A 21484-nucleotide genomic window follows, 5' to 3' on the forward strand; every position below is an offset into this window, starting at 1 on the left:
AGATGATTAAAATCGCACCATCAATTTTAGCAGCCGACTTTGCCAATTTGGAGGCTGAAGTGAAAGCCGTTCAAGATGCGGGGGCGGATTATATCCATTTTGACGTGATGGATGGGCAGTTCGTGCCGAACATCTCGATTGGGCTACCAGTCCTCGCAAGCTTGCGCAAAAAATCAGACATGGTTCTCGATGTGCATTTGATGATTGATCAACCGGAACGCTATGTCGAAGATTTCGTCAAGGCGGGGGCAGACATTGTGACTGTTCACGTGGAAGCAACGAACCATTTACATCGAGTCTTGCAGCAAATCAAAGCGGCAGGGGCGAAATGTGGGGTCGTCTTGAACCCGCACACACCGCTCTCTACGATTGAACATATCCTTCAAGATGTCGATATGGTATTGCTCATGACCGTCAATCCAGGGTTTGGTGGACAAGCGTTCATTGAATCCATCGTACCGAAAATCTCGGCGCTCAGTCAGCTTCGCAAAGACCGTCAGCTCGATTTTGAAATTGAGATTGATGGTGGTGTCAACGAAGAGACGGCGAAACGTTGCATTGATGCAGGGGCAGATGTCCTAGTTGCCGGTTCGGCCATTTACAATCAACCGGATTATAAAGCAGCCATCGATAGCATTCGTGGCGCATCTCGTGTATAATCGACGGTAGAACAACAAGATAGAGTCGCAAGGGGTGTCACATGATGTGGCTGAGAGGCATACGCTAACCCTTTGAACCTGTTCCGTTCACACGGACGTAGGGATGTGGCGAAAATGCACGTTGCGAATCCAAGCAGCATGGCGTTTACGTCATGCTGCTTTTTGTCGTTCACACAATAAAGGAGGAAGAAAGATGAAATCACGTTTTAAATTACAAGCACTCATCGAAATTTCATTGTTCGCAGCGCTTGGGCTAGTTTTTGATTTACTCATCCCATATCGTTTGCCACAAGGGGGATCAATCAGTCTGGCGATGCTCCCGATCTTTGTGATGGCGTTTCGTCACGGATTGAAAGGGGGACTTGCGACTGGTGCGCTCGTCGGGACGCTTCAACTCTTGTTCGGAGCCTATATCTTTACGCCAGTTCAGTTCTTGCTCGATTATACGGTCGCGTACGGACTTGTCGGCGTGGCCGGCGTCTTTGCCGGACGTGTGAAACAGGCCGCTGGTCAAGGCGCGACGAAGACGCTCGCTACCTATTTGGTGCTCGGCGCATTGATCGGGTCGGCGTTGCGTTATGCGGCTCACGTCATCTCAGGGATTGTCTTTTTCGCTGAGTATGCGGAGGGTCCGGTCGTGGCTTATTCACTTGGCTATAACGCAACTTATATGGTTCCGTCGTTTGTCATCTCAGCCATCGTATTAGTCTTACTCTTCACGACAGCTCCGCGATTCACGCGTGTCGCGACACGGGACATTCGTCAATGAACATCTTGATCGTCGCGGCGAGTCCGGAACCTATTCCGGACTTACCACGTGATGCCGATTTTGTCATCGGAGTCGATGGCGGATATCAGAGATTATTAGATGAAGGGATTGATGTCGACGTCGTGGTCGGGGACTTTGATTCGTTTGTCGGAACACCTCCTGAGGAAGCGCTACGTTATCCATCTGAAAAGGATGTGACCGACCTCGAGATTGCGCTTCAGTTGGCAATCGATCAAGGGGCGACCCAGATGCACGTGTACGGGGCACTCGGTGGTCGAGTTGATATGACGTTCGCGAACGTCGGTCTACTCGAATCGTATCCGGGGATGGTTCTTCATGGGACGGGTCAAACGATTTTTCTCGCTCGGCCAGGAAGTTATGAGATTAAAAAACTAGATGAACATTACTTGTCTTTCATGCCTTGGAAAACCGCTACGATTTCAATTGATGGGGTCAAATATCCACTCGAGCGTCATCCGGTCCATAGCGCGCAAGCGTTGACCATTTCAAATGAATGGAGCGAAGAGCTTGCCTTGTTGACGGTTCATGAAGGAATGGCCCTCGTTATGCTCGTCAAAAAATAAGCAAAAAAAAATCCCATCGGCGAATGCCGCTGGGATTTATTCGTTCGTGTATAAGTATTATACGCGTTCAACGAGACCTGATTTAAGTGCGCGAGCTGAAACCCAAACGCGTTTCGGTTTACCGTCAACGAGAATACGAACTTTTTGTACGTTTACACCCCAAGTACGTTTTGTCTTGTTGAGTGCGTGCGAACGGTTGTTACCTGATTTAGGTGATTTACCTGTTACGTAGCATTTACGTGCCATGCGTTTCCCCTCCTTTTTTATGTGGGTTCGTCCTAATAGACACTCGTTTATATTAGCACGGCTTTTTTCCCGATGCAACTAGAAAATCATACCATGACAAGAAAAAAACTTGACATTACTCTCAAGGATTTGAATAATGAATGAGGTTATCGCGTTAATTGACCGAGATTCTGGAGCAGGTTCTTTTAATAACTAGGTACTTATTGTAGAATGTACATTAGGAATCATTCCGAATAAAGGAGGCTACTCCATATGGCAATTGAAATGAAGACAACATATGGCAATATTGACATCACAAGTGACGTCATCGCGACACTCGCAGGTGGTGCGGCGATGGAATGCTTCGGTGTGGTCGGCATGGCTTCACAGGCACAATTGAAAGACGGCATTGCTGAATTGTTAAAACGTGAAAATTACGCGCGTGGTGTCGTCGTACGTCAAGAGGATGAGGACGTACATATCGACATGCACATCATTGTAAGCTACGGGACGAAAGTATCTGAAGTCGCATACAACGTGCAAAGCCGAGTGAAATATACGCTCGGAGAAACTTTAGGATTAAACGTTTCGTCGGTAAATATATTCGTTCAAGGCGTTCGTCTGACGAATGACTGACGAAAACGGAGGAGGATTTGGTGTGGGTTTAAATCGTTTAGATGGCGTGGCGCTCTCAAACATGATCGCAAACGGAGCGGCCAACTTGAGCCAAAACGCAGATTATGTAGATTCGCTTAACGTCTTCCCGGTTCCAGACGGAGACACGGGAACGAACATGAACTTGACGATGACGTCAGGTGCGAAAGAAGTAGCAGCCATGAACTCATCTGATATCGCAGAGGTATCATCAAAGTTCGCTCGTGGACTCCTGATGGGAGCACGTGGAAACTCAGGCGTTATTTTAAGCCAATTGTTCCGCGGCTTCGGGAAAGCCGTTGAAGGTAAGACGGAACTCACGACAGTTGATTTTGCAGAAGCGCTCAAACGCGGTGTCGACACGGCATACAAGGCGGTTATGAAACCGGTTGAAGGAACGATTTTAACGGTTGCTCGTGAAGCGGCTGATGAAGCGCTCCTTGCGTCTGAGTCGACAAGTGATTTCACAGAGTTCATGAAACGTGTCATCGTCGAAGCAAAAGCTTCGTTAGACCGTACACCGGACTTGTTACCGGTGTTAAAAGAAGTCGGGGTCGTCGACTCAGGTGGTCAAGGACTTCTCGTCATTTACGAAGGATTCCTTGCGAGTCTTGAAGGAAAAGAACTCGAAAAACCACATACTCCGGTGATGGATGCATTGATTGAAGCAGAACACCATGCGCATGCGGCGCAAGGATTCATGTCGACAGAGGACATCGAATTCGGTTACTGTACGGAGATCATGGTTCGTTTCCAAGAGGACAAGCTGAAAGATACACCGTTCAACGAAGATGCATTCCGCAACGAGTTGTCTGAACTCGGGGACTCTCTTCTTGTCGTCGCGGACGAGGAGCTCTTGAAAGTCCACGTTCACGTCGAGACGCCAGGTGAGGTCATCACGAAAGGTCAGCGCTTCGGTGAACTCGTCGCAGTCAAAATTGAGAACATGCGTCAACAACACTCGACGATTCTTGAAGAAGAACACGGCGCCAACCAACACGGTGTTCAACAAGCGGAGAAGCCGAAAGCACCATTTGCCATCGTAACGGTCGCAATGGGTGAAGGCGTCAGCGAACTGTTCCGTTCACTCGGGGCGGCCCACGTCATCGAAGGTGGTCAGACGATGAACCCGTCGACGGAAGATATCGTCAAGGCGATTGAATCGGCACATGCGGAACACGTCTTCATCTTCCCGAACAACTCCAACATCATCATGGCGGCTGAACAAGCGGCGTCTGTCGCACCGTGCGGCGTGTCGGTCATTCCGACGAAGACCGTCCCACAAGGTCTTGCGGCAGCCATCGCATTCAATCCTGAAGCGGATGTCGAGATGAATGAACAAGCGATGAAAGCGGCAGCGGCGACAGTGAAGTCCGGTCAAGTGACGTACGCTGTTCGTGATACGAGCATCGATGGCGTTGAAATCAAAAAAGATGAGCACATGGCGATTGCTGAGAAGAAAATCGTTTCTTCATCTCCATCGAGTTTAGAAGCGGCTAAACGATTAGTCGATGCGCTCATCGACGCAGACGACGAAATCGTCACGATCTTAACAGGAGAAGGCTCTTCTGCATCGGACGTAGAAGCGTTGACGTCATATATCGAATCGGTGAACGACGAGATTGAAATTGAAGTTCACGACGGTAAACAACCGCTTTACTCTTATATTTTTAGTGTGGAATAAGCTGTTTCGAATCCCTACCTTCTGTATAATGAAGGTAGGGATTTTTGAAAGGGGGAAAAATTGATGAAATATCGTAGTGTGTTTGACATTATTGGCCCGGTCATGGTCGGACCGTCGAGTTCGCATACAGCAGGTGCTGCCCGCATCGGCTTGATGGCTGGTAAGTTGTTCGGGAGAACGCCGCGTACCGCGCACATCACATTTTATGGGTCGTTTGCTGACACGTATCGGGGACACGGTACGGATGTGGCCATCGTCGGTGGAATCATGGGATTCGATACATTCGATCTGAGAATCCCACAAGCGTTAGACATCGCCCGTGAAAAAGGGATCGAGGTCATTTTTGAGACGAGTGATCTGTTGACGGATCACCCGAATACGGCCCGGGTCTTACTCGAAGATGAATTGGGCACATTTGAGATTGTCGGGATCTCAATCGGCGGGGGAACGATTGAAATTACCGAACTGAACGGATTCCCGTTGAAACTGACAGGTGGGGGGCCTGCACTCGTCGTCTTGCACCATGATCGATTCGGGGCCATCGCGGCTGTGACCGGTGTGTTGGCGAATCACCAATTAAACATTGGTCATATGGAAGTGAGCCGCCATGAAAAAGGGATGCAGGCGTTGATGGCGATTGAGATTGATGAGACCATTCCTGCGGAAGTGTTAGCAGAGCTGGAACGGTTACCGCAAATCGAACGGATAGCTATTTTTGGGGAATGAGGAGAATGTGTGATGTTTAAATCAGTAGAGGAATTAGTGACGATTGCAACAGAACGGAATATCCCGATTTCTGAAGTGATGATTGAGCAAGAGATGCACGTCAGACGCGCCAGTCGCGAGGACATTATCGGGATGATGGACCGAAATCTTGAGGTGATGGAAGAAGCGGTCGAACGTGCACTCCAAGGTGTCACGTCGGTTACGGGATTGACGGGTAATGATGCCGTACTCATGCAAGAGTATATTCGTTCGGGCAAGTCGCTCGCTGGGGATCTCATTTTAGATGCGGTGTCGAAAGCGATCGGGACGAACGAAGTGAACGCGGCGATGGGACGAATCTGTGCGACACCGACAGCGGGGAGCGCGGGCGTCGTACCGGGAACATTGTTTGCGGTAAAAGATCGCCTTGAAATGGACCGCGACGCGATGATCCGTTACTTGTTCACGTCAGGTGCGTTCGGATTCGTCGTGGCGAACAACGCCTCGATTTCAGGGGCGGCTGGTGGATGTCAGGCCGAGGTCGGGTCGGCGACGGGCATGGCAGCCGCGGCCATCGTTGAAGCAGCTGGCGGGACACCGGACCAGTCGGCTACGGCATTTGCGATAGCCCTAAAAAATATGCTCGGTCTCGTCTGTGATCCTGTGGCGGGGCTGGTGGAAGTTCCATGCGTCAAGCGAAACGCCATGGGCGGTGCCAACGCTATTGTCGCAGCAGATATGGCGCTCGCGGGGATTACCTCACGTATTCCTTGTGACGAGGTCATCTCGGCGATGCATGAAGTGGGCCAAATGATGCCGACGGCCTTAAAAGAAACCGCTAAAGGTGGACTTGCCAATACACCGACGGCTCGTCGCCTCGAACGAAATATATTTGGAGCGAAAGAAGATGCAAAACAATGATCAACTGACGACGCTTAAAGGGGTCGGGCCAGAGATGGCCAAAAAGTTAGAAGTGATGGGACTTGTTCGAATCGAGGACGTGCTTGAGCACGTCCCGTTTCGTTATGAGAATTATAATAGTGGGACGGTGACGACGGCTGTGCACGGCGACCTCGTCAAATGGAGCGGGACAGTCCAAGGCGAACCGCTCGTTCGTTACTATAGTAAAGGGAAAAATCGTCTCCAGTTCCGGTTGTTACTCGAAGACCGATACGCCGTCCAAGTGACGATGTTCAACCGTGCCTTCTATAAAGAAAAATTGGTGATTGGGGAGACGGTGACGGTCAAAGGGAAATGGGACATGAACCGGATGACGATCAGCGCGACCGACCTTGAATTTGGTGCCCCGTCAGGCGGACTGCAACCGATTTATTCATTGCGTGCCGGACTGACACAAAAGAATTTCAGTAGAATCGTTAAACTCGCTTTTGAGCAGGTGAACGATCTGCCCGAACAGGTCCCGCATACTATTCGCGACCGATATCGATTAGTTGACCGGATGACGATGCTTCGTGGGATGCATTTCCCGGATACGGTTGAGACCTATAAACTGGCGAGACGAAGCTATGTCTATGAAGAGTGTCTCATGTATCAGTTAAAATTACAGGCGTTTCGTAAAATGGAGCGGTCAGGAAACGGTCGGGCCCTTCACCTCGATAAGCATCAATTGAATGAATTCGTCAAACGGCTCGCATTCCCGTTAACAGGAGCCCAGACACGGGTCATCCGTGAAATCGTATCTGACCTTGAAAAACCAGAACGGATGAACCGATTGTTACAAGGGGATGTCGGGAGCGGGAAGACCGTCGTTGCCGCGATTGCCTTGTATGCGACTGTAACGGCCGGGTATCAAGGGGCCTTGATGGTGCCAACAGAAATCCTTGCCGAACAACATGCGACATCGTTACAGGAATTATTTGAACCGTTTGGCATCACGATTGCCCTCCTGACGAGCTCAGTGAAAGGGAAGGCGCGCGAAGCGCTTCTGACGGCAATTCGATCGGGTAACGTCGACATCATCGTCGGGACGCACGCGCTCATCCAAGGACCGGTCGAATTTTCGAATCTACATTTGGCGATTACGGACGAACAGCACCGGTTTGGTGTCGAACAGCGGAAGAAGCTACGAGACAAGGCTGAATTCGCCGACGTATTATATATGACCGCGACGCCGATTCCGAGGACGCTTGCCATCAGTGCGTTCGGAGAGATGGATGTCTCCACGATTGATGAGATGCCAAAAGGACGAAAGCCGATTGAAACGTATTGGGCGAAACATGATCAAATCGATCGTGTGCATGCAATGGTCGATCGGGAACTCGCACTCGGCCGTCAAGCGTATGTGATTGCACCTCTCATCGAGGAGTCGGATACATTAGAAGTGGAGAGTGCAACGGCACTGTATGAGCTATTGAAAGAACGCTTCTCGAACTATGGCGTTGGCCTGATGCATGGAAAGCTATCGAGTACAGAAAAAGACGAGATTATGAAATCATTCGCCGATAATGCGACACAGATTCTCGTCTCCACAACAGTCGTCGAGGTAGGGGTGAACGTCCCGAACGCCTCTCTAATCATCATTCATGATGCCGAACGTTTCGGTCTCGCGCAATTACACCAGTTGAGAGGGCGTGTCGGTCGTGGTGCGCATCAATCATTCTGCATCTTGGTAGGAGACCCGAAATCGGATGTCGGGAAAGTCCGTTTGAAGACGATGACGGAAACGAACGATGGCTTTGTATTGGCAGAAAAAGATTTAGAGTTGCGTGGGGCTGGTGATTTCTTTGGAACCGCACAGAGCGGTCTCCCGAGTTTCCGTGTCGCCGATCCCGTTCTCGATTTGAAAGTGATGGAAGTGGCCATGCAAGATGCCGTGAAACTTCTCGGAAGCGACACATTTTGGCATGACGCCCAGTATGAAGGGTTACGTGGCTATTTGAAACAACTCGACCTTCTCGTTGGGGAAAGGTTAGAATAATACTTGAAAATGACGACTAAAGAATATATACTGCTATTAGTACCAGGTATTAAGTTCTTTAGCGATTAGTTTAGGAGGGAACTGAATGCGGGTACCTAAGAAAGAGCGGCAACGCTTGTTACAAGAAACGATTGAGCATAACCCGTTCATCAAAGACGAAGAACTGTCAAAGCAGTTTTCTGTCAGCATCCAAACAATTCGACTCGACCGGATGGAATTAAAAATTCCAGAAGTGCGGGAACGAATCAAACATGTGGCTTCCGAACATCTCGATGAAGTCAAATCGCTTTCAATGAGCGAGGTCATCGGTGATATGATTGACTTGAAGCTAGATGACTCTGCGATCTCAGTCCTCGATATAGAGAAAGAACACGTCTTTAGCCGCAACGAGATTGCCCGTGGACACGTCTTGTTCGCGCAAGCCAACTCGTTAGCGGTGGCGCTCATCAATGATGAATTGGCGTTGACCACTAAAGCGGATATTCGCTTTAGTCGCCAAGTCCATCTTGGAGAGCGAGTCGTTGCCAAGGCTCGTGTGATGAAACTAAGAGGGGACGGGAGAACGGACGTCACAGTTGAAAGTTATGTCGGTGAGGAGTGCGTCTTTGACGGCGACTTCACGATTTACCGACGTGGTGAGGAGGAGTAAGCATGAAGTTAGCGATTGATGCAATGGGTGGCGATCACGCACCGAAGGCGATTGTAGAAGGTGTGAAACGGTTCATCGCGCAATATCCGAATGAACCGATGGAACTCTTTTTAGTTGGTGATGAGGTGAAAATTGCCTCATACGGTCTTGATGATCCTCGTGTGACGGTTGTCCCAGCCAGTGAAATCATCACAGGTGAAGACGAACCGGTACGGGCGGTGCGCCGTAAAAAGGATAGCTCGCTCGTCGTGGCAGCTCAGCTTGTCAAAGAAGGAAAAGCGGATGCTCTCGTGTCTGCCGGGAATACCGGCGCATTGATGGCGGCGTCTCTTTTCATCATCGGGCGAATCCCAGGAATCGAGCGTCCGGCATTATCTCCGACGTTCCCTACATATACTGGTAGTGGTGTCGTCGTACTGGATGTCGGAGCGAATCCGGATGCAAAAGCTGAACACCTCGTGGATTATGCGATTATGGGTTCGCTGTATGCGGAACATGTCCGTGGCATCAAGACACCGCGTGTCGCTCTTCTCAATATCGGGACGGAAGCCGGTAAAGGAAATGCGCTGACAAAAGAAGCGTTCCCCCTCCTTGAACAGGCACCTGTCCATTTTGTTGGGAATGTCGAGGCGCGTGAAGCGATGTCAGGTGATGTGGATGTCATCGTGACCGAAGGATTTGCCGGAAACATCTTGTTAAAGGGTGTGGAGGGCTCCTCTTCGATGCTCATGAAGATGATGAAAGAACAATTCACGAGTGACCTTGTATCCAAACTCGCCGCTCTCATCTTAAAACCGAAATTGAGACGATTAAAAGAAACGTTGGATTATCGCGAACACGGGGGAGCCGGATTATTCGGGATCAATGCACCGGTCATCAAGGCGCATGGGTCGAGCGATGCACTCGCCATCATGAGTGCGTTGAAACAGGCGAAAATCATGGTAGATCACGATGTCGTTGAAAAAATCAAGCGTGCCAAAGCGATAGACTAAGCGAAAGCAGGTGAAGATATGGGGAAAGTAGCATGGGTGTTTCCAGGGCAAGGTTCCCAAGCCATTGGGATGGGACAAACCTTTTTAGATCATCCTGAAACGCTTCAAGCAATCGGACGTCGACTCGGATTTGACCTTCTTGAAGTCATGTCATCCGGGTCGAAGGAAGACCTACAAGAAACGGAAATTGCACAGCCGGCCATCGTGGCGCACGCTTCGCTCCTCGCGCAAGCCTATGCGAAGAGCGGTGCGGCACCAGATGTCGTCATCGGGCATAGTGTCGGTGAATATGCGGCGCTCGTCAGTGCGGGTGTAATCGATATTGAAGAAGCGACCGTTCTCGTCCGGGCGCGTGGACAGTTGATGTCTGAAGTGAAGGATGGAACGATGGCAGCAGTCGTCGGGATGACCGATCTTCAAGAAGCGCTTCATATCACTGAAAAAATCAGTGCGAGTGGGAATTTAGTTCAAATCGCCAACTTGAATTGTCCTGGTCAATTCGTGATTTCAGGGCATGTCGACGCGGTCGAACAAGCAAGCGTGGAATTGAAGGCTGCCGGTGCGAAGCGGGTATTGCCGTTAAACGTATCTGGAGCGTTCCATAGTTCCTACATGATGCCGGCAGCAACACGTTTCCAAGACGTTCTTGCCTCGTCGCCATTTAAAGCGGCTTCCATCGACTTGATTTCGAACGTGGACGCGGCGGTACATCGTGACCCTGAACAGTTGAAGGCGTTATTGACGAAACAACTGTATTCGTCTGTCCGTTTTGAAGAATGTGTGCGCAAGGCGATTGCAGACGGCGTAGACACGTTCATCGAGTTCGGCCCATCTTCACCGCTTTCAGGATTGATTAAACGAATCGACTCGAACGTTTCGATTCAAAAGGCGACCACGTTGGAAGAAGTCGCCTCGTTAGGAGGAGAAGTACGTGCATGATCAAGTGGCGATCGTGACAGGGGCGTCCCGGGGAATTGGGGCGGCCATCGCGAAACGTTTAGGGGAAGACGGCTTTCGGGTCGTCGTGAACTACTCGGGTAGTGAACAAAAGGCGAATGATGTCGTGGGCATGATCACGGATGCAGGCGGCGAAGCCATCGCCGTGAAAGCAGATGTATCCAATGCTGACGATGTCAAAGCGCTCGTCAAGACGACAGTCGATACGTTCGGACGCGTCGATTGTCTCGTCAACAATGCAGGGATCACGCGTGACGGGTTACTCATGCGAATGAAAGAAGCCGATTTCGAAGATGTGCTGTCGACGAACTTGAAAGGCGCCTTTCTGACATCGCAAGCCGTCACGAGACCTTTGCTCAAGTCGAAAGCAGGTCGAATTATCAACATCGCCTCGGTTGTCGGGATTACCGGCAATGCAGGACAAGCGAACTATGCGGCTGCAAAAGCAGGGTTGATCGGATTGACAAAATCAGTGGCGCGCGAACTCGCGGGACGTCACGTGACTGTCAATGCCGTCTGTCCAGGGTTCATTCAAACGGATATGACCGATGCCTTGACAGATGCGCAACGAGAGGCTACACTCGAGCAGATTCCGTTCAACCGTTTCGGACAGGTGGAGGATGTGGCGAACCTTGTCTCCTTCCTCGCTTCGGAACAAGCCGCTTATGTGACCGGACAGACGATTGCCGTCGATGGCGGCATGACGATGGCGTAAAAGAGAACTTTACCAACAGACTGACATTTAATATACTTACCTTTGGAGGGATTTTATCATGACAAAAGAACAAATTTTAGTAGACGTACAAGAAGCAGTTGCTGAGAAACTCGGGAAAGACGTATCTGAGATCACAGCAGACAAATCGTTCAAGGATGACCTTGGTGCGGATTCACTTGAAGTAATGGAAATGGTGATGGACCTCGAAGACAAATTCGACATCACGATCGAAGACGAAGACGCTGAGAAGCTTGCGACTGTTGGCGACGTAGTGGCTTACATCGAAACAAAATTGTAATCAAGCCATCCCACCGCTCGGTTCCGGGCGGTGGGCTTGTGCTTATTCATGGAGGGAACTATGACAAAAGACAAACGACGGTTTGACCGTCAAGGGTCGGCGCAACGGCGTCGGCGTCAGGAGATGGAACGAGCACGCATCTTGGAACTATTTAAATCATTGGAAGAACGGTTGAACGTTCAATTTTCGAATCACGACTTGTTGATGCAGGCGTTCACACACTCATCTTATGTGAATGAGCAACGCGGGTTACGAAAAGACAATGAACGTTTAGAATTTTTAGGGGATGCTGTTTTAGAACTGACCGTATCTCGCTTCCTCTATGAGACTTATCCGGAGCGCTCCGAGGGGGAATTGACGAAATTACGAGCGGCGATCGTATGCGAACCGTCACTCGTGAATTTTGCGGAAGCTTATGCTTTCTCTGACTTCATCTTGCTTGGGAAAGGTGAAGAGTTGACCGGTGGACGAAAACGTCCGGCACTGCTTGCCGATGTGTTCGAATCCTATATCGGTGCTCTTTATTTGGACCAAGGAATTGAGGCCGTCGAACGATTCCTCGCCGAAGCGGTTTTTCCGAAAGTCTTAGCGGGAGTATTCGAAGAACAGACCGATTTCAAGAGCCAGTTACAGGAGAACGTCCAACGGGAAGGGCTCGGACCTGTATCGTATGAGATCATTGAGGAACGTGGGCCGGCGCATAGCCGGGAATTCGTCGCACATGCACGCCTCAGCGACGACATCGTCGGTGAAGGAGTTGGGCGTTCGAAAAAAGAAGCCGAGCAATTGGCTGCTAAAGAAGCGCTTATTGCCTTTAATCGGCGCTACGCAGATTTATAAACGAAAGGAGTGGACCGCTTGGGGGTCCACTCCTTTTTCATGTCAATTGACCGAGTTCTTCGACGATACCATCGACTTCCGACAAAGAGAGCGAAGAGCGTGTCATCACGTACTCGTAAATCTCTTTCACCGCTGACGGATCAGCCGCATTATATTCTTCCGCTTTGATTGCACCGCGGTTAATAATGTTCATTTTATCCAAAATGGCTTCAATCATCTGTTCATTCGTCATCTGTATTCCCCTTTCTACAGTTCTTTTTAGAATAGCATGATTCGGGCATTTTGACGAACTGTTAACTGTGGTAAAATATACAGATGAATGCTTACTGCGGATAGGATGGTCACGATGCACTTAAAACGAATCGAACTCGCTGGCTTTAAATCATTTGCCAAGCGAATTGAATTAGATTTCCGTCCCGGCGTCACGGCTGTAGTAGGGCCGAACGGGAGCGGGAAATCCAATATATCGGACGCTGTTCGCTGGGTACTCGGAGAACAGTCGGCCAAATCACTTCGTGGTGCCAAGATGGAAGATGTCATCTTTGCCGGAAGTGAAGGAGAGAATCACCGAAATGTCGCCGAGGTCACCCTCGTTCTCGATAATCGAGACGAACAGTTGCGTCTCCCATATGAAGAAGTGAGTGTGACCCGTCGCGTGACCCGAAGTGGGGACAGCGACTATTTTATGAATAAAAAACCATGTCGGTTAAAAGATGTGATTGATTTATTTATGGATACAGGTCTTTCACGAGATGCATTCGCCATCATCGGTCAAGGGCGGGTCGAACAAGTCATTTCTGGGAAACCGGAAGATCGACGTGCCGTCATCGAAGAGGCAGCCGGTGTATTGAAATATCGTCAGCGGAAAAAACAGGCTGAACGCAAGTTACAGGACACCGAATTAAACTTGTCCCGGGTCGATGACATTTTATTCGAGTTGGCGGACCGAGTCGAACCGCTCCGTGAACAAGCGGCGCTCGCTCGGGAGTACAAAGTCGCCAAAGCGAGACATGATGAACTCGAAACAGGAATCATGGGCGCAGAAATTCAGTTGCTCCAACAGGAGATTGAGCAAGTGTCCGCACGTCACGTGGAATCTGTTCAACAGTTATCTGACTGTGACCGTTCGTTACGTGACCTCACGGAGGAACGTAGCGGGCTCGAAGCGAAGCTCGCCGAGTTACGTGAAGAATTGACAGAGCTGAACCAAAAAGAACGGGAGCATTCGACTTATGTCGAGCGTTTGACGGGTGACATCAAGCTCGCAAAAGCACAAGAAGAACACGGTGCCGAGATGAAAGAACGACTCATCCGACAACGTGAAGAAGTACGTGCAGAGATGACCGAGCTTGAAGCGCGATTGAAGGTCGTTCATGAAGAACTTGACCAAAAAGGAAACACGTTGAAACAAACGACTGCGACGAGAGAGTCACTTCAACAACAGTTGAAAGCCGCCTCTCGTGATTTCAATGCTGAAATCGAAGCGTTACAAAGTGAGGCGTTCGAACTCGCGACAACGAAAGCGACAATCGGTAACCAACAAAAGCGGGAACAACGGGATATCGATGTCGCCGTCGAGTCGAAAGAGCGCCTTCTACGCGAGAACAAACATCGTCTCGATGATCGTTCCTCACAGGAAGCGACACTTTTGGCGACTCGAGAGCAGTATGAAGCGGTACAAAGTCGCTTTGAACAACTGAGTCAAAAAGAGACGCAACTTCGGGACGAAGAGACGGCAATTCGTGAAAAACGTACACGAGCCGAATCGTCTTTCTACGACCTCGAACGCCGCCGTCAGAAGACGGAAGACCGAATCGAGATGCTCGAACGGATGAAGCAATCGTATGAAGGCTATTTCCATGCGGTCAAGTTCGTCTTAAAAGACCGTTCATCAGGTGTCCTTGGTGCTGTCGCGGAACTGATCCGTGTCCGTCCTTCGTATGAAGCGGCCATCGAAACGGCACTTGGGCAGACACAGCAGCATGTGGTCGTACAAGATGAGACGGTGGGACGCCGTGAAATTGACAAATTACGAAAAGCCAACGCAGGACGAGCGACATTCTTGCCGATGACGACGATCAAACCGAGATTCGTGCCGAGTGAGGTGTTAGATCGACTCGACTCGATGAACGGATTTGTCGGTGTGGCGTCGGAACTCGTCGAAACAGATGCATCATACGAGACGTTGAAAAAGTCGTTGCTCGGTTCCGTGCTTGTGGCGGAGACACTTGAAGTCGCGAACCGTATCGCCCAATCGACGGGATATCGTTTCCGTGTCGTCACGTTAGAAGGGGATATCGTCAACGTTGGCGGATCGATGACGGGTGGTAGTCGCAAGCAGGGCGTGGCCCTGTTCACTCAGTCGCGCGAATTAGATGATTTGAAACATGGTCTCACTCAAGGCCTCGCCATGTTGCATGAGCAAAAAACACGTCTTCAAGAGTACACAGAACAGTTGGAGGACATTACGCAGCAGTTGTCTGAACTTCGGGATGAGAAACGTTCCGTTGAAACGAGCCTCCGTGAAGTCGAGTCGGCCTACCGTACTGCGGAACGTGCCTCCCTCGATGCCAAGTCACAACTGGAACTGTTCGATCATGAAATGATGCGCTATGAGCGGACGATCGAGACCTCGACTGCTGAATTAGAGCGATTGACGATTGAATTGGCCGACACGGACCGCGCCCAAGCTGACATTCGTTCACGTCTCGAATCGCTTCGGGCAGAGCAGGCGAAAAGTGCTGAGAGCACGGGTCAACTGGAATCGTTGCTGCGTCAAAACGAGCTCGATTTTCAGCGGCACACGCTCGAAGAAGAGCGGGTCCAATATGAATTGGACCGTCTGATGACCGACCAAAGTCGTTTGCAGGAACGTAGCGATCAGATGGAGCGTGAATTGACGCGGCTCGAGAGTGGAGAAGTCGTGTCATCTGCAGAACTCGAGGCGACGCTTGCTACTGCCAAACTGGATTTCAAAGAAATTCAAGAGCGGCTTCAAGGAGCGTCAACAACACTCAAGACGAACGAAGAGGCGTATCGGATCATACGTCAACGGGTCGATCAGGCAACGGAGGCAAGACGTCAAGCTGAAGCTGTCGTTCGAAAACTTGAAACGGCGAAACAAGAGTTCGAGCTGAAACGACAATGGAAGCTCGATGTGTTAGAAGAGAACGGACTCGTCGCAGAACTATTGCCGGCACTCGAAATCCCGTTAGAAGAGGCGAAAGAGGAGTTTAAGTTGCTCGTTCGTCAAATCGAAGAAATCGGACCGGTCAATCTAAATGCGATCGAAGAGTTTGATAGTGTCCACGAACGGTTCACGTTCCTGTCCGAACAGCGGGATGACCTCGTCAGTGCAAAAGAAGATTTATATGAGATCATCGCCGAGATGGACCGCGAAGTGACACGCCTCTTCAAAGAGACGTATACGAGCGTCCGGGCGCATTTCAAACAGACGTTCACCGAGCTTTTTGGTGGCGGGGAAGCGGATTTGAAATTGGTAGACGAATCGGATTTGTTGAACACAGGAATCGAAATCGTCGCCAAACCACCGGGTAAAAAGTTACAGACACTCAGTCTGTTATCTGGTGGAGAGCGTGCGCTGACGGCCATCGCTTTATTGTTTGCGATTTTGAAGACGCGTCCGGTACCGTTTTGTGTTCTCGATGAGGTCGAGGCGGCCCTTGACGAGGCGAACGTGCATCGTTTCGGAGAATACATTCGGACGTTGTCAATCGATACGCAGTTCGTCATCATCACGCACCGTAAAGGGACGATGGAAGCGGCGGATACACTATATGGCGTCACGATGCAACAGAACGGGGTATCCGAGGTATTATCGGTCGAACTGTCTGAAGCAAAACGTGTCGTTGAAATGGATGAAGAGATGGAGGAATCACGTTGAGCTTTTTCAAGAAATTAAAAGAGAAGTTGACGACATCTACCCAAGAGGTGTCACAAAAGTTTACAGAGGGGTTGACGAAGACGCGTGACGGCTTTGCAAGTGCCGTCAACGACCTCGTCTATCGCTTCCGCGAAGTGGATGAAGAGTTCTTCGATGAACTCGAAGATTTACTCATTCAAGCGGATGTCGGCGTCACGACGACGATGGATCTCGTCGAAGATTTGAAAGAAGAAGTGAAGCGACGTAATCTGAAGGACCCGGTCGCGGTGCGTGACGCACTCGTCGAAGTCGTGGCGAACCGCCTCCAAGAGGATGAATCGGACCGTGAACTGAATATGCAAGACGGACTCACGGTCATCTTGTTTGTCGGCGTCAATGGTGTCGGAAAGACGACGACCATCGGCAAGCTGGCGCACCAGTTGAAATCTGAAGGGCGTTCCGTCATGCTCGCGGCAGGGGATACGTTCCGTGCCGGCGCCATCGAGCAACTTCAAGTATGGGGAGAACGTGTCGGGGTTCCCGTCATTCGTCAAACGGAAGGGTCTGACCCGGCTGCCGTCGTCTTTGACGCCGTTCAAGCCGCCAAGTCTCGTCACATGGACGTCTTGATTTGTGATACGGCGGGACGTCTCCAAAATAAGGTCAATCTAATGAAAGAACTTGAAAAAGTAAAACGAGTCATTGAGCGGGAAGTTCCGAACGGACCGCACGAAGTGTTACTCGCCCTCGATGCGACGACGGGTCAAAACGCCATGGTTCAAGCGAAAGCGTTCAAAGAAGCGACGAACGTGAGCGGAATCGTCTTAACGAAGCTCGATGGGACGGCCAAAGGCGGAATCGTCCTAGCGATTCGGAACGAACTCGATATCCCGGTCAAGTATGTCGGGCTTGGAGAGAAGATTGACGATTTACAGGAGTTTGATCCAGAACAGTTCGTCCTTGGACTGTTCGGCGATGTTTTTGAGGACAAGACACAGGATGCCTCGATGGAAAAAGAGGACACAAACGAGGACCTCGCCTAAGTTTTGCTGTTAAGAAAAAAACTTGACAAGTAGTAGGCACGGCTGTACTATAGGTAGTTGTAAAGGGATTTCACTTAACATGTGGAGGTGAAAGGTTTGACGCTCGAAAAAACGAATCGCATGAACTATCTCATCGATTTCTATCAAGCGCTCCTCACACCGAAACAGCGCAACTATATGTCTCTTTATTACCTAGATGACTACTCGCTCGGAGAGATTGCGGAAGAGTTTGAAGTCAGCCGTCAAGCGGTCTACGATAACATAAAGCGCACAGAAACGATGCTTGAACAGTACGAGGAAAAGCTAGCCCTATTCGAAAAGTTCGAACAGCGCCAGCAACTTCTTCAGACCCTCAAACGTCAAGTCGAGCTCACCGATGACGTGAGCGCCACGATTTCTGCGCTTGAGAATTTAGAGTAGGGGGCTGAAGCATGGCATTTGAAGGATTATCAGAACGATTGCAATCGACACTTTCAAAAATGCGCGGTAAAGGGAAAATTTCGGAGGCCGATGTCAAAGAGATGATGCGTGAGGTTCGCCTCGCCCTCCTCGAAGCCGACGTCAACTTTAAAGTCGTCAAGCAATTCGTCAATGACGTGAAGGAACGCGCGGTTGGTCAGGATGTCATGAAATCATTGACGCCAGGTCAACAAGTCGTCAAAATCGTTCACGAAGAGTTGTCGAACTTGATGGGAAGCGATGTCGTCCCGATCTCATTCAGTCAGAAACCACCGACAGTCGTCATGATGGTCGGTCTGCAAGGGGCAGGGAAAACGACAACGACCGGGAAGCTAGCGAACTTGATTCGCAAAAAGCATAACCGAAGTCCACTTCTCGTCGCGGCGGACATCTACCGTCCTGCAGCAATCAAGCAGCTCGAGACACTCGGAAAACAACTCGATTTACCAGTCTTCTCACTTGGTGATCAAGTGAAGCCGGAAGAGATTGTGACGAAGGCACTCGAGTACGCAAAAACAAATCATCACGATTTCGTGTTGATCGATACGGCCGGTCGCCTTCATATCGATGAGACGCTTATGGGCGAGCTCGAAAATGTGAAGACGATTGCCAAACCAAATGAGATCTTCCTCGTCGTCGATTCGATGACGGGTCAAGATGCGGTCAATGTGGCCGACAGTTTCAATGAGAAACTCGGAATCACCGGGGTCGTGCTCACAAAGCTCGACGGAGATACACGAGGTGGGGCAGCCCTTTCGATTAAGGCAGTCACGGGAGCGCCGATTAAATTCGTCGGTCTCGGAGAAAAGTTGGATGCCCTCGAACCATTCCACCCGGAACGCATGGCGTCACGGATCCTCGGAATGGGGGACGTGCTCTCGCTCATTGAAAAAGCCGAGACACAGATGGACCAAGACGCAGCGAAGGAGCTTGAAAGCAAAATTCGTGACGCGTCATTCACGTTCGATGATTTCATTGAACAGTTGGCCCAAGTGAAAAACATGGGACCAATTGATGAATTACTTTCGATGTTACCTGGTGCAGGTAAGATGAAAGGGTTGAAGAACGTCCAAATCGACGAGAAACAACTCGATCACGTCGAAGCGATCATTCGCTCGATGACGAAACATGAGCGCGCCAATCCGGAAGTGCTCAACGCGAGTCGTCGTAAGCGGATCGCAAAAGGGAGCGGTCGCTCGATTCAAGAAGTGAACCGTCTCATCAAACAGTTCGATGACATGAAGAAGATGATGAAACAAATGTCAGGACAAATGAAAGGGAAGAAAAAAGGTCTCGGCCTTCCATTCTTCTAACAAAATCTTTTGTCAGTCGAACGAAAAAGCTGTATACTATAAAAGTTGTCAATTCTTAAACACATGATGGAGGTATATTACCATGGCAGTTAAAATTCGTCTTAAGCGCATGGGCGCAAAAAAATCACCTTTCTACCGTATCGTTGTAGCAGACTCACGTTCACCACGTGACGGTCGCTTCATCGAGCAAGTTGGTCACTACAACCCGGTTGCAAAACCAGAAGCAGAAGTTCGCATCAACGAAGAACTCGCTCTCAAATGGTTGGCAGACGGCGCGAAGCCATCTGACACAGTACGCAACTTGTTCTCTAAAGCAGGGATCATGGAGAAATTCCACAACGCGAAAAACGCGAAGTAATGATGTGGCCGACCTTTTCTGAGGTCGGCCTATTTTGTTGAGGAGGAAAAAAGATGGACTGGTTATATGTAGGGAAAATCGCCAATACGCACGGCCTGAAAGGGGAAGTGAAGATTTTGGCGGCGACAGACTTTCCAGAAGAGCGATTTAAAAAAGGAAACACGTTGTTTCTTGATGTCGACGGAACGAAACAGGAAATGACGATCACGACGTATCGTCCTCATAAGCAGTTTCACCTCGTCACATTCAAAGGGTTTGACAATATCAACCTCATTGAAAAATATAAAGGGCTGAAACTATATGTCCACGCCGAACACGTCCACGACTTGGACGAACACGAATTTTATTATCATGAAATCATCGGCTGTGAGGCTGTCGTGGATGGGGAAGTCATTGGTGTCGTCGACGACATCTTTGAAACGAATGGAGCGAACGACGTATGGGTCATCAAACGACCAGGAAAGTCGGACGCGCTCATCCCTTATATCGAATCGGTCGTCCAAGAGATTGATGTCGATGCGAAGCGTGTCGTCATCACGCCGATCCCTGGAATGATTGACGATGAAGATTGATGTATTGACGTTGTTCCCGGAGATGTTTCATGCGCTCGATCACTCCATCGTCGGTCGAGCGAAGGCGCTCGGACAGGTGGAGATGTCGTTCCTCAATTTTCGGGACTTTTCAACGAACAAGCATCATAAAGTCGATGATTATCCGTACGGCGGTGGAGCGGGCATGTTGCTCACGCCGCAGCCGATCTTTGATGCATTTCATTCCCTTGAGGCGAAGAGCCCAAGGGTCATTCTCACGACGCCTACCGGAAAACCGTTCAATCAACGAATGGCCGAAGAATGGGCCAAGGAGGAACATCTGGTCTTTCTGTGTGGACATTATGAAGGGTTCGACCAACGGATCCATGATGAACTGGCGACCGACGAGGTGTCGATCGGTGATTTCGTTTTGACAGGTGGAGAGCTCGCGACGATGGTCATGATTGATGCGACCGTAAGGCTCATTCCGGATGTACTTGGCGATCAGGCGAGCCATGAAGATGACTCGTTCTCGACTGGTCTCTTGGAATACCCTCACTATACACGACCGGCTGATTTTCGTGGATTGACCGTGCCGGAAGTGCTCTTGTCGGGAAATCACGCCCGGATCGAGGCATGGCGCCGAGAGCAATCGCTCGAACGCACGTATCGACGACGTCCGGATTTGCTCGAACATGTCGAGTTGACGGATGTCGATAAAAAGTTTCTGCAATCGTTGCGCGATTGAGAAATATATGCTATGTTTGAGCATGTGGGTTAAACCCATCGATTACCGATGTTCCGCTATTGGATGCTTGGGCATATGAAGATATGAACATTGAAGAAAAAGGAGATATGATTCATGAACACACAAAAACTGTTCCGTGAAATCACAGAAGAACAATTCAAATCGGACGTACCTGCTTTCCGTCCTGGTGACACAGTACGTGTCCACGTTAAAGTTGTAGAGGGAACGCGTGAGCGTATCCAGATCTTCGAAGGTGTTGTAATCAAGCGTAAAGGTGGCGGCATCAGCGAAACATTCACAGTCCGTAAGATTTCTTACGGCGTAGGTGTTGAGCGTGCATTCCCGCTTCACTCACCACGCGTTGCACAAATCGAAGTCGTACGCTACGGTAAAGTTCGCCGTGCGAAACTTTACTACCTCCGTAACCTTCGCGGTAAAGCAGCACGTATTAAAGAAATCCGTCGTTAAGATGGGAATTAAG

Annotated in this window: 24 protein-coding genes and 1 riboswitch; of the genes, 22 read left to right on the forward strand and 2 right to left on the reverse strand. The window is 50.0% G+C overall.

The window, feature by feature from the left end:
- The first annotated feature begins 2 nt into the window (after window positions 1-2).
- The 3 genes from rpe to KNO78_RS02320 all read left to right on the forward strand — a co-directional run bounded on the left by rpe (window position 3) and on the right by KNO78_RS02320 (window position 2012).
- Window positions 3-659 carry a ribulose-phosphate 3-epimerase gene (gene rpe, locus KNO78_RS02310; protein ID WP_214691066.1) on the forward strand — a complete coding sequence of 219 codons (657 nt, stop codon included), beginning with the start codon at window positions 3-5 and terminating at the stop codon, window positions 657-659.
- Window positions 660-679: 20 nt separating this feature from the next.
- Window positions 680-780: riboswitch (TPP riboswitch) on the forward strand.
- A 72-nt stretch (window positions 781-852) separates the two neighbouring features.
- Window positions 853-1428 (forward strand): energy-coupled thiamine transporter ThiT, encoded by a 576-nt coding sequence (gene thiT / locus KNO78_RS02315; RefSeq protein ID WP_031421608.1) that lies wholly within the window; start codon window positions 853-855, stop codon window positions 1426-1428.
- Window positions 1425-2012, forward strand: a complete 588-nt coding sequence (locus KNO78_RS02320; RefSeq protein WP_196430526.1) for a thiamine diphosphokinase — start codon at window positions 1425-1427, stop codon at window positions 2010-2012. The genes thiT and KNO78_RS02320 overlap by 4 nt, the downstream gene beginning before the upstream one ends.
- 57 nt (window positions 2013-2069) lie before the next feature.
- Here KNO78_RS02320 and rpmB read toward each other — a convergent pair whose 3' ends face one another.
- Window positions 2070-2258 (reverse strand): 50S ribosomal protein L28, encoded by a 189-nt coding sequence (gene rpmB / locus KNO78_RS02325; protein WP_015881349.1) that lies wholly within the window; start codon window positions 2256-2258, stop codon window positions 2070-2072.
- Between the two features lie 252 nt (window positions 2259-2510).
- Here rpmB and KNO78_RS02330 point away from each other — a divergent pair, with 252 nt between their 5' ends.
- The 11 genes from KNO78_RS02330 (at window position 2511) to rnc (ending at window position 12669) form a co-directional block, all read left to right on the forward strand.
- Complete coding sequence (locus tag KNO78_RS02330) at window positions 2511-2873, forward strand: Asp23/Gls24 family envelope stress response protein (protein WP_015881350.1); 363 nt, start codon at window positions 2511-2513, stop codon at window positions 2871-2873.
- Between the two features lie 22 nt (window positions 2874-2895).
- Entirely contained in the window at window positions 2896-4575 is a 1680-nt protein-coding gene (locus tag KNO78_RS02335; RefSeq protein WP_214691065.1) for a DAK2 domain-containing protein, read from the forward strand.
- A 63-nt stretch (window positions 4576-4638) separates the two neighbouring features.
- Window positions 4639-5301: an L-serine ammonia-lyase, iron-sulfur-dependent subunit beta gene (gene sdaAB / locus KNO78_RS02340; RefSeq protein ID WP_078146679.1), complete on the forward strand. Its 663-nt coding sequence runs from the start codon at window positions 4639-4641 to the stop codon at window positions 5299-5301.
- Between the two features lie 12 nt (window positions 5302-5313).
- The gene (gene sdaAA / locus KNO78_RS02345) at window positions 5314-6201 is read left to right on the forward strand and encodes an L-serine ammonia-lyase, iron-sulfur-dependent, subunit alpha (protein ID WP_074037281.1); all 888 of its coding nucleotides are present in this window, start codon (window positions 5314-5316) and stop codon (window positions 6199-6201) included.
- Window positions 6188-8218, forward strand: coding sequence for an ATP-dependent DNA helicase RecG (recG, locus tag KNO78_RS02350; RefSeq protein WP_214691064.1), 2031 nt, complete (start codon window positions 6188-6190; stop codon window positions 8216-8218). Before sdaAA ends, recG begins: the two co-directional genes overlap by 14 nt.
- 85 nt (window positions 8219-8303) lie before the next feature.
- Entirely contained in the window at window positions 8304-8867 is a 564-nt protein-coding gene (fapR, locus tag KNO78_RS02355) for a transcription factor FapR (RefSeq protein WP_196430528.1), read from the forward strand.
- A 2-nt stretch (window positions 8868-8869) separates the two neighbouring features.
- The gene (plsX, locus tag KNO78_RS02360) at window positions 8870-9859 is read left to right on the forward strand and encodes a phosphate acyltransferase PlsX (RefSeq protein ID WP_074037278.1); all 990 of its coding nucleotides are present in this window, start codon (window positions 8870-8872) and stop codon (window positions 9857-9859) included.
- Between the two features lie 18 nt (window positions 9860-9877).
- A complete protein-coding gene (gene fabD, locus KNO78_RS02365) occupies window positions 9878-10798 on the forward strand; it encodes an ACP S-malonyltransferase (protein WP_214691063.1) in 921 nt (306 codons plus the stop codon).
- Window positions 10791-11531, forward strand: coding sequence for a 3-oxoacyl-[acyl-carrier-protein] reductase (fabG, locus tag KNO78_RS02370; protein WP_214691062.1), 741 nt, complete (start codon window positions 10791-10793; stop codon window positions 11529-11531). Before fabD ends, fabG begins: the two co-directional genes overlap by 8 nt.
- A 58-nt stretch (window positions 11532-11589) precedes the next feature.
- Window positions 11590-11829: an acyl carrier protein gene (acpP, locus tag KNO78_RS02375; RefSeq protein ID WP_074037274.1), complete on the forward strand. Its 240-nt coding sequence runs from the start codon at window positions 11590-11592 to the stop codon at window positions 11827-11829.
- A gap of 123 nt (window positions 11830-11952) precedes the next feature.
- Window positions 11953-12669: a ribonuclease III gene (gene rnc, locus KNO78_RS02380; RefSeq protein ID WP_214691279.1), complete on the forward strand. Its 717-nt coding sequence runs from the start codon at window positions 11953-11955 to the stop codon at window positions 12667-12669.
- Between the two features lie 37 nt (window positions 12670-12706).
- Here rnc and KNO78_RS02385 read toward each other — a convergent pair whose 3' ends face one another.
- The gene (locus KNO78_RS02385) at window positions 12707-12901 is read right to left on the reverse strand and encodes a DUF1128 family protein (protein ID WP_015881361.1); all 195 of its coding nucleotides are present in this window, start codon (window positions 12899-12901) and stop codon (window positions 12707-12709) included.
- A 114-nt stretch (window positions 12902-13015) separates the two neighbouring features.
- Between KNO78_RS02385 and smc the strand changes: the two genes are divergently transcribed.
- The 8 genes from smc (at window position 13016) to rplS (ending at window position 21471) form a co-directional block, all read left to right on the forward strand.
- Complete coding sequence (gene smc, locus KNO78_RS02390) at window positions 13016-16573, forward strand: chromosome segregation protein SMC (RefSeq protein ID WP_214691061.1); 3558 nt, start codon at window positions 13016-13018, stop codon at window positions 16571-16573.
- Complete coding sequence (ftsY, locus tag KNO78_RS02395; RefSeq protein ID WP_214691060.1) at window positions 16570-17595, forward strand: signal recognition particle-docking protein FtsY; 1026 nt, start codon at window positions 16570-16572, stop codon at window positions 17593-17595. Before smc ends, ftsY begins: the two co-directional genes overlap by 4 nt.
- Before the next feature lie 96 nt (window positions 17596-17691).
- On the forward strand, window positions 17692-18015 hold the full coding sequence (locus KNO78_RS02400; protein WP_015881364.1) for a putative DNA-binding protein: 324 nt from the start codon (window positions 17692-17694) through the stop codon (window positions 18013-18015).
- 11 nt (window positions 18016-18026) lie between these two features.
- Entirely contained in the window at window positions 18027-19367 is a 1341-nt protein-coding gene (ffh, locus tag KNO78_RS02405) for a signal recognition particle protein (protein ID WP_159562079.1), read from the forward strand.
- Between the two features lie 82 nt (window positions 19368-19449).
- Window positions 19450-19725 (forward strand): 30S ribosomal protein S16, encoded by a 276-nt coding sequence (gene rpsP / locus KNO78_RS02410; RefSeq protein ID WP_015881366.1) that lies wholly within the window; start codon window positions 19450-19452, stop codon window positions 19723-19725.
- Between the two features lie 53 nt (window positions 19726-19778).
- A complete protein-coding gene (rimM, locus tag KNO78_RS02415) occupies window positions 19779-20297 on the forward strand; it encodes a ribosome maturation factor RimM (protein WP_015881367.1) in 519 nt (172 codons plus the stop codon).
- The gene (trmD, locus tag KNO78_RS02420; protein ID WP_074037266.1) at window positions 20287-21003 is read left to right on the forward strand and encodes a tRNA (guanosine(37)-N1)-methyltransferase TrmD; all 717 of its coding nucleotides are present in this window, start codon (window positions 20287-20289) and stop codon (window positions 21001-21003) included. Before rimM ends, trmD begins: the two co-directional genes overlap by 11 nt.
- A gap of 114 nt (window positions 21004-21117) precedes the next feature.
- Window positions 21118-21471, forward strand: a complete 354-nt coding sequence (rplS, locus tag KNO78_RS02425; RefSeq protein ID WP_015881369.1) for a 50S ribosomal protein L19 — start codon at window positions 21118-21120, stop codon at window positions 21469-21471.
- Window positions 21472-21484 lie beyond the last annotated feature (13 nt).

Source organism: Exiguobacterium sp. s132 (assembly GCF_018617235.1).
Classification (GTDB): domain Bacteria; phylum Bacillota; class Bacilli; order Exiguobacteriales; family Exiguobacteriaceae; genus Exiguobacterium; species Exiguobacterium profundum.

Coding starts and splice junctions, on each gene's coding strand:
- rpe (WP_214691066.1), top strand. CDS start 3: ATGATTAAAATCGCACCATCAATTTTAGCAGCCGACTTTGCCAATTTG.
- thiT (WP_031421608.1), top strand. CDS start 853: ATGAAATCACGTTTTAAATTACAAGCACTCATCGAAATTTCATTGTTC.
- KNO78_RS02320 (WP_196430526.1), top strand. CDS start 1,425: ATGAACATCTTGATCGTCGCGGCGAGTCCGGAACCTATTCCGGACTTA.
- rpmB (WP_015881349.1), bottom strand. CDS start 2,258: ATGGCACGTAAATGCTACGTAACAGGTAAATCACCTAAATCAGGTAAC.
- KNO78_RS02330 (WP_015881350.1), top strand. CDS start 2,511: ATGGCAATTGAAATGAAGACAACATATGGCAATATTGACATCACAAGT.
- sdaAB (WP_078146679.1), top strand. CDS start 4,639: ATGAAATATCGTAGTGTGTTTGACATTATTGGCCCGGTCATGGTCGGA.
- sdaAA (WP_074037281.1), top strand. CDS start 5,314: ATGTTTAAATCAGTAGAGGAATTAGTGACGATTGCAACAGAACGGAAT.
- recG (WP_214691064.1), top strand. CDS start 6,188: ATGCAAAACAATGATCAACTGACGACGCTTAAAGGGGTCGGGCCAGAG.
- fapR (WP_196430528.1), top strand. CDS start 8,304: ATGCGGGTACCTAAGAAAGAGCGGCAACGCTTGTTACAAGAAACGATT.
- plsX (WP_074037278.1), top strand. CDS start 8,870: ATGAAGTTAGCGATTGATGCAATGGGTGGCGATCACGCACCGAAGGCG.
- fabD (WP_214691063.1), top strand. CDS start 9,878: ATGGGGAAAGTAGCATGGGTGTTTCCAGGGCAAGGTTCCCAAGCCATT.
- acpP (WP_074037274.1), top strand. CDS start 11,590: ATGACAAAAGAACAAATTTTAGTAGACGTACAAGAAGCAGTTGCTGAG.
- rnc (WP_214691279.1), top strand. CDS start 11,953: ATGGAACGAGCACGCATCTTGGAACTATTTAAATCATTGGAAGAACGG.
- KNO78_RS02385 (WP_015881361.1), bottom strand. CDS start 12,901: ATGACGAATGAACAGATGATTGAAGCCATTTTGGATAAAATGAACATT.
- smc (WP_214691061.1), top strand. CDS start 13,016: ATGCACTTAAAACGAATCGAACTCGCTGGCTTTAAATCATTTGCCAAG.
- ffh (WP_159562079.1), top strand. CDS start 18,027: ATGGCATTTGAAGGATTATCAGAACGATTGCAATCGACACTTTCAAAA.
- rpsP (WP_015881366.1), top strand. CDS start 19,450: ATGGCAGTTAAAATTCGTCTTAAGCGCATGGGCGCAAAAAAATCACCT.
- rimM (WP_015881367.1), top strand. CDS start 19,779: ATGGACTGGTTATATGTAGGGAAAATCGCCAATACGCACGGCCTGAAA.
- trmD (WP_074037266.1), top strand. CDS start 20,287: ATGAAGATTGATGTATTGACGTTGTTCCCGGAGATGTTTCATGCGCTC.
- rplS (WP_015881369.1), top strand. CDS start 21,118: ATGAACACACAAAAACTGTTCCGTGAAATCACAGAAGAACAATTCAAA.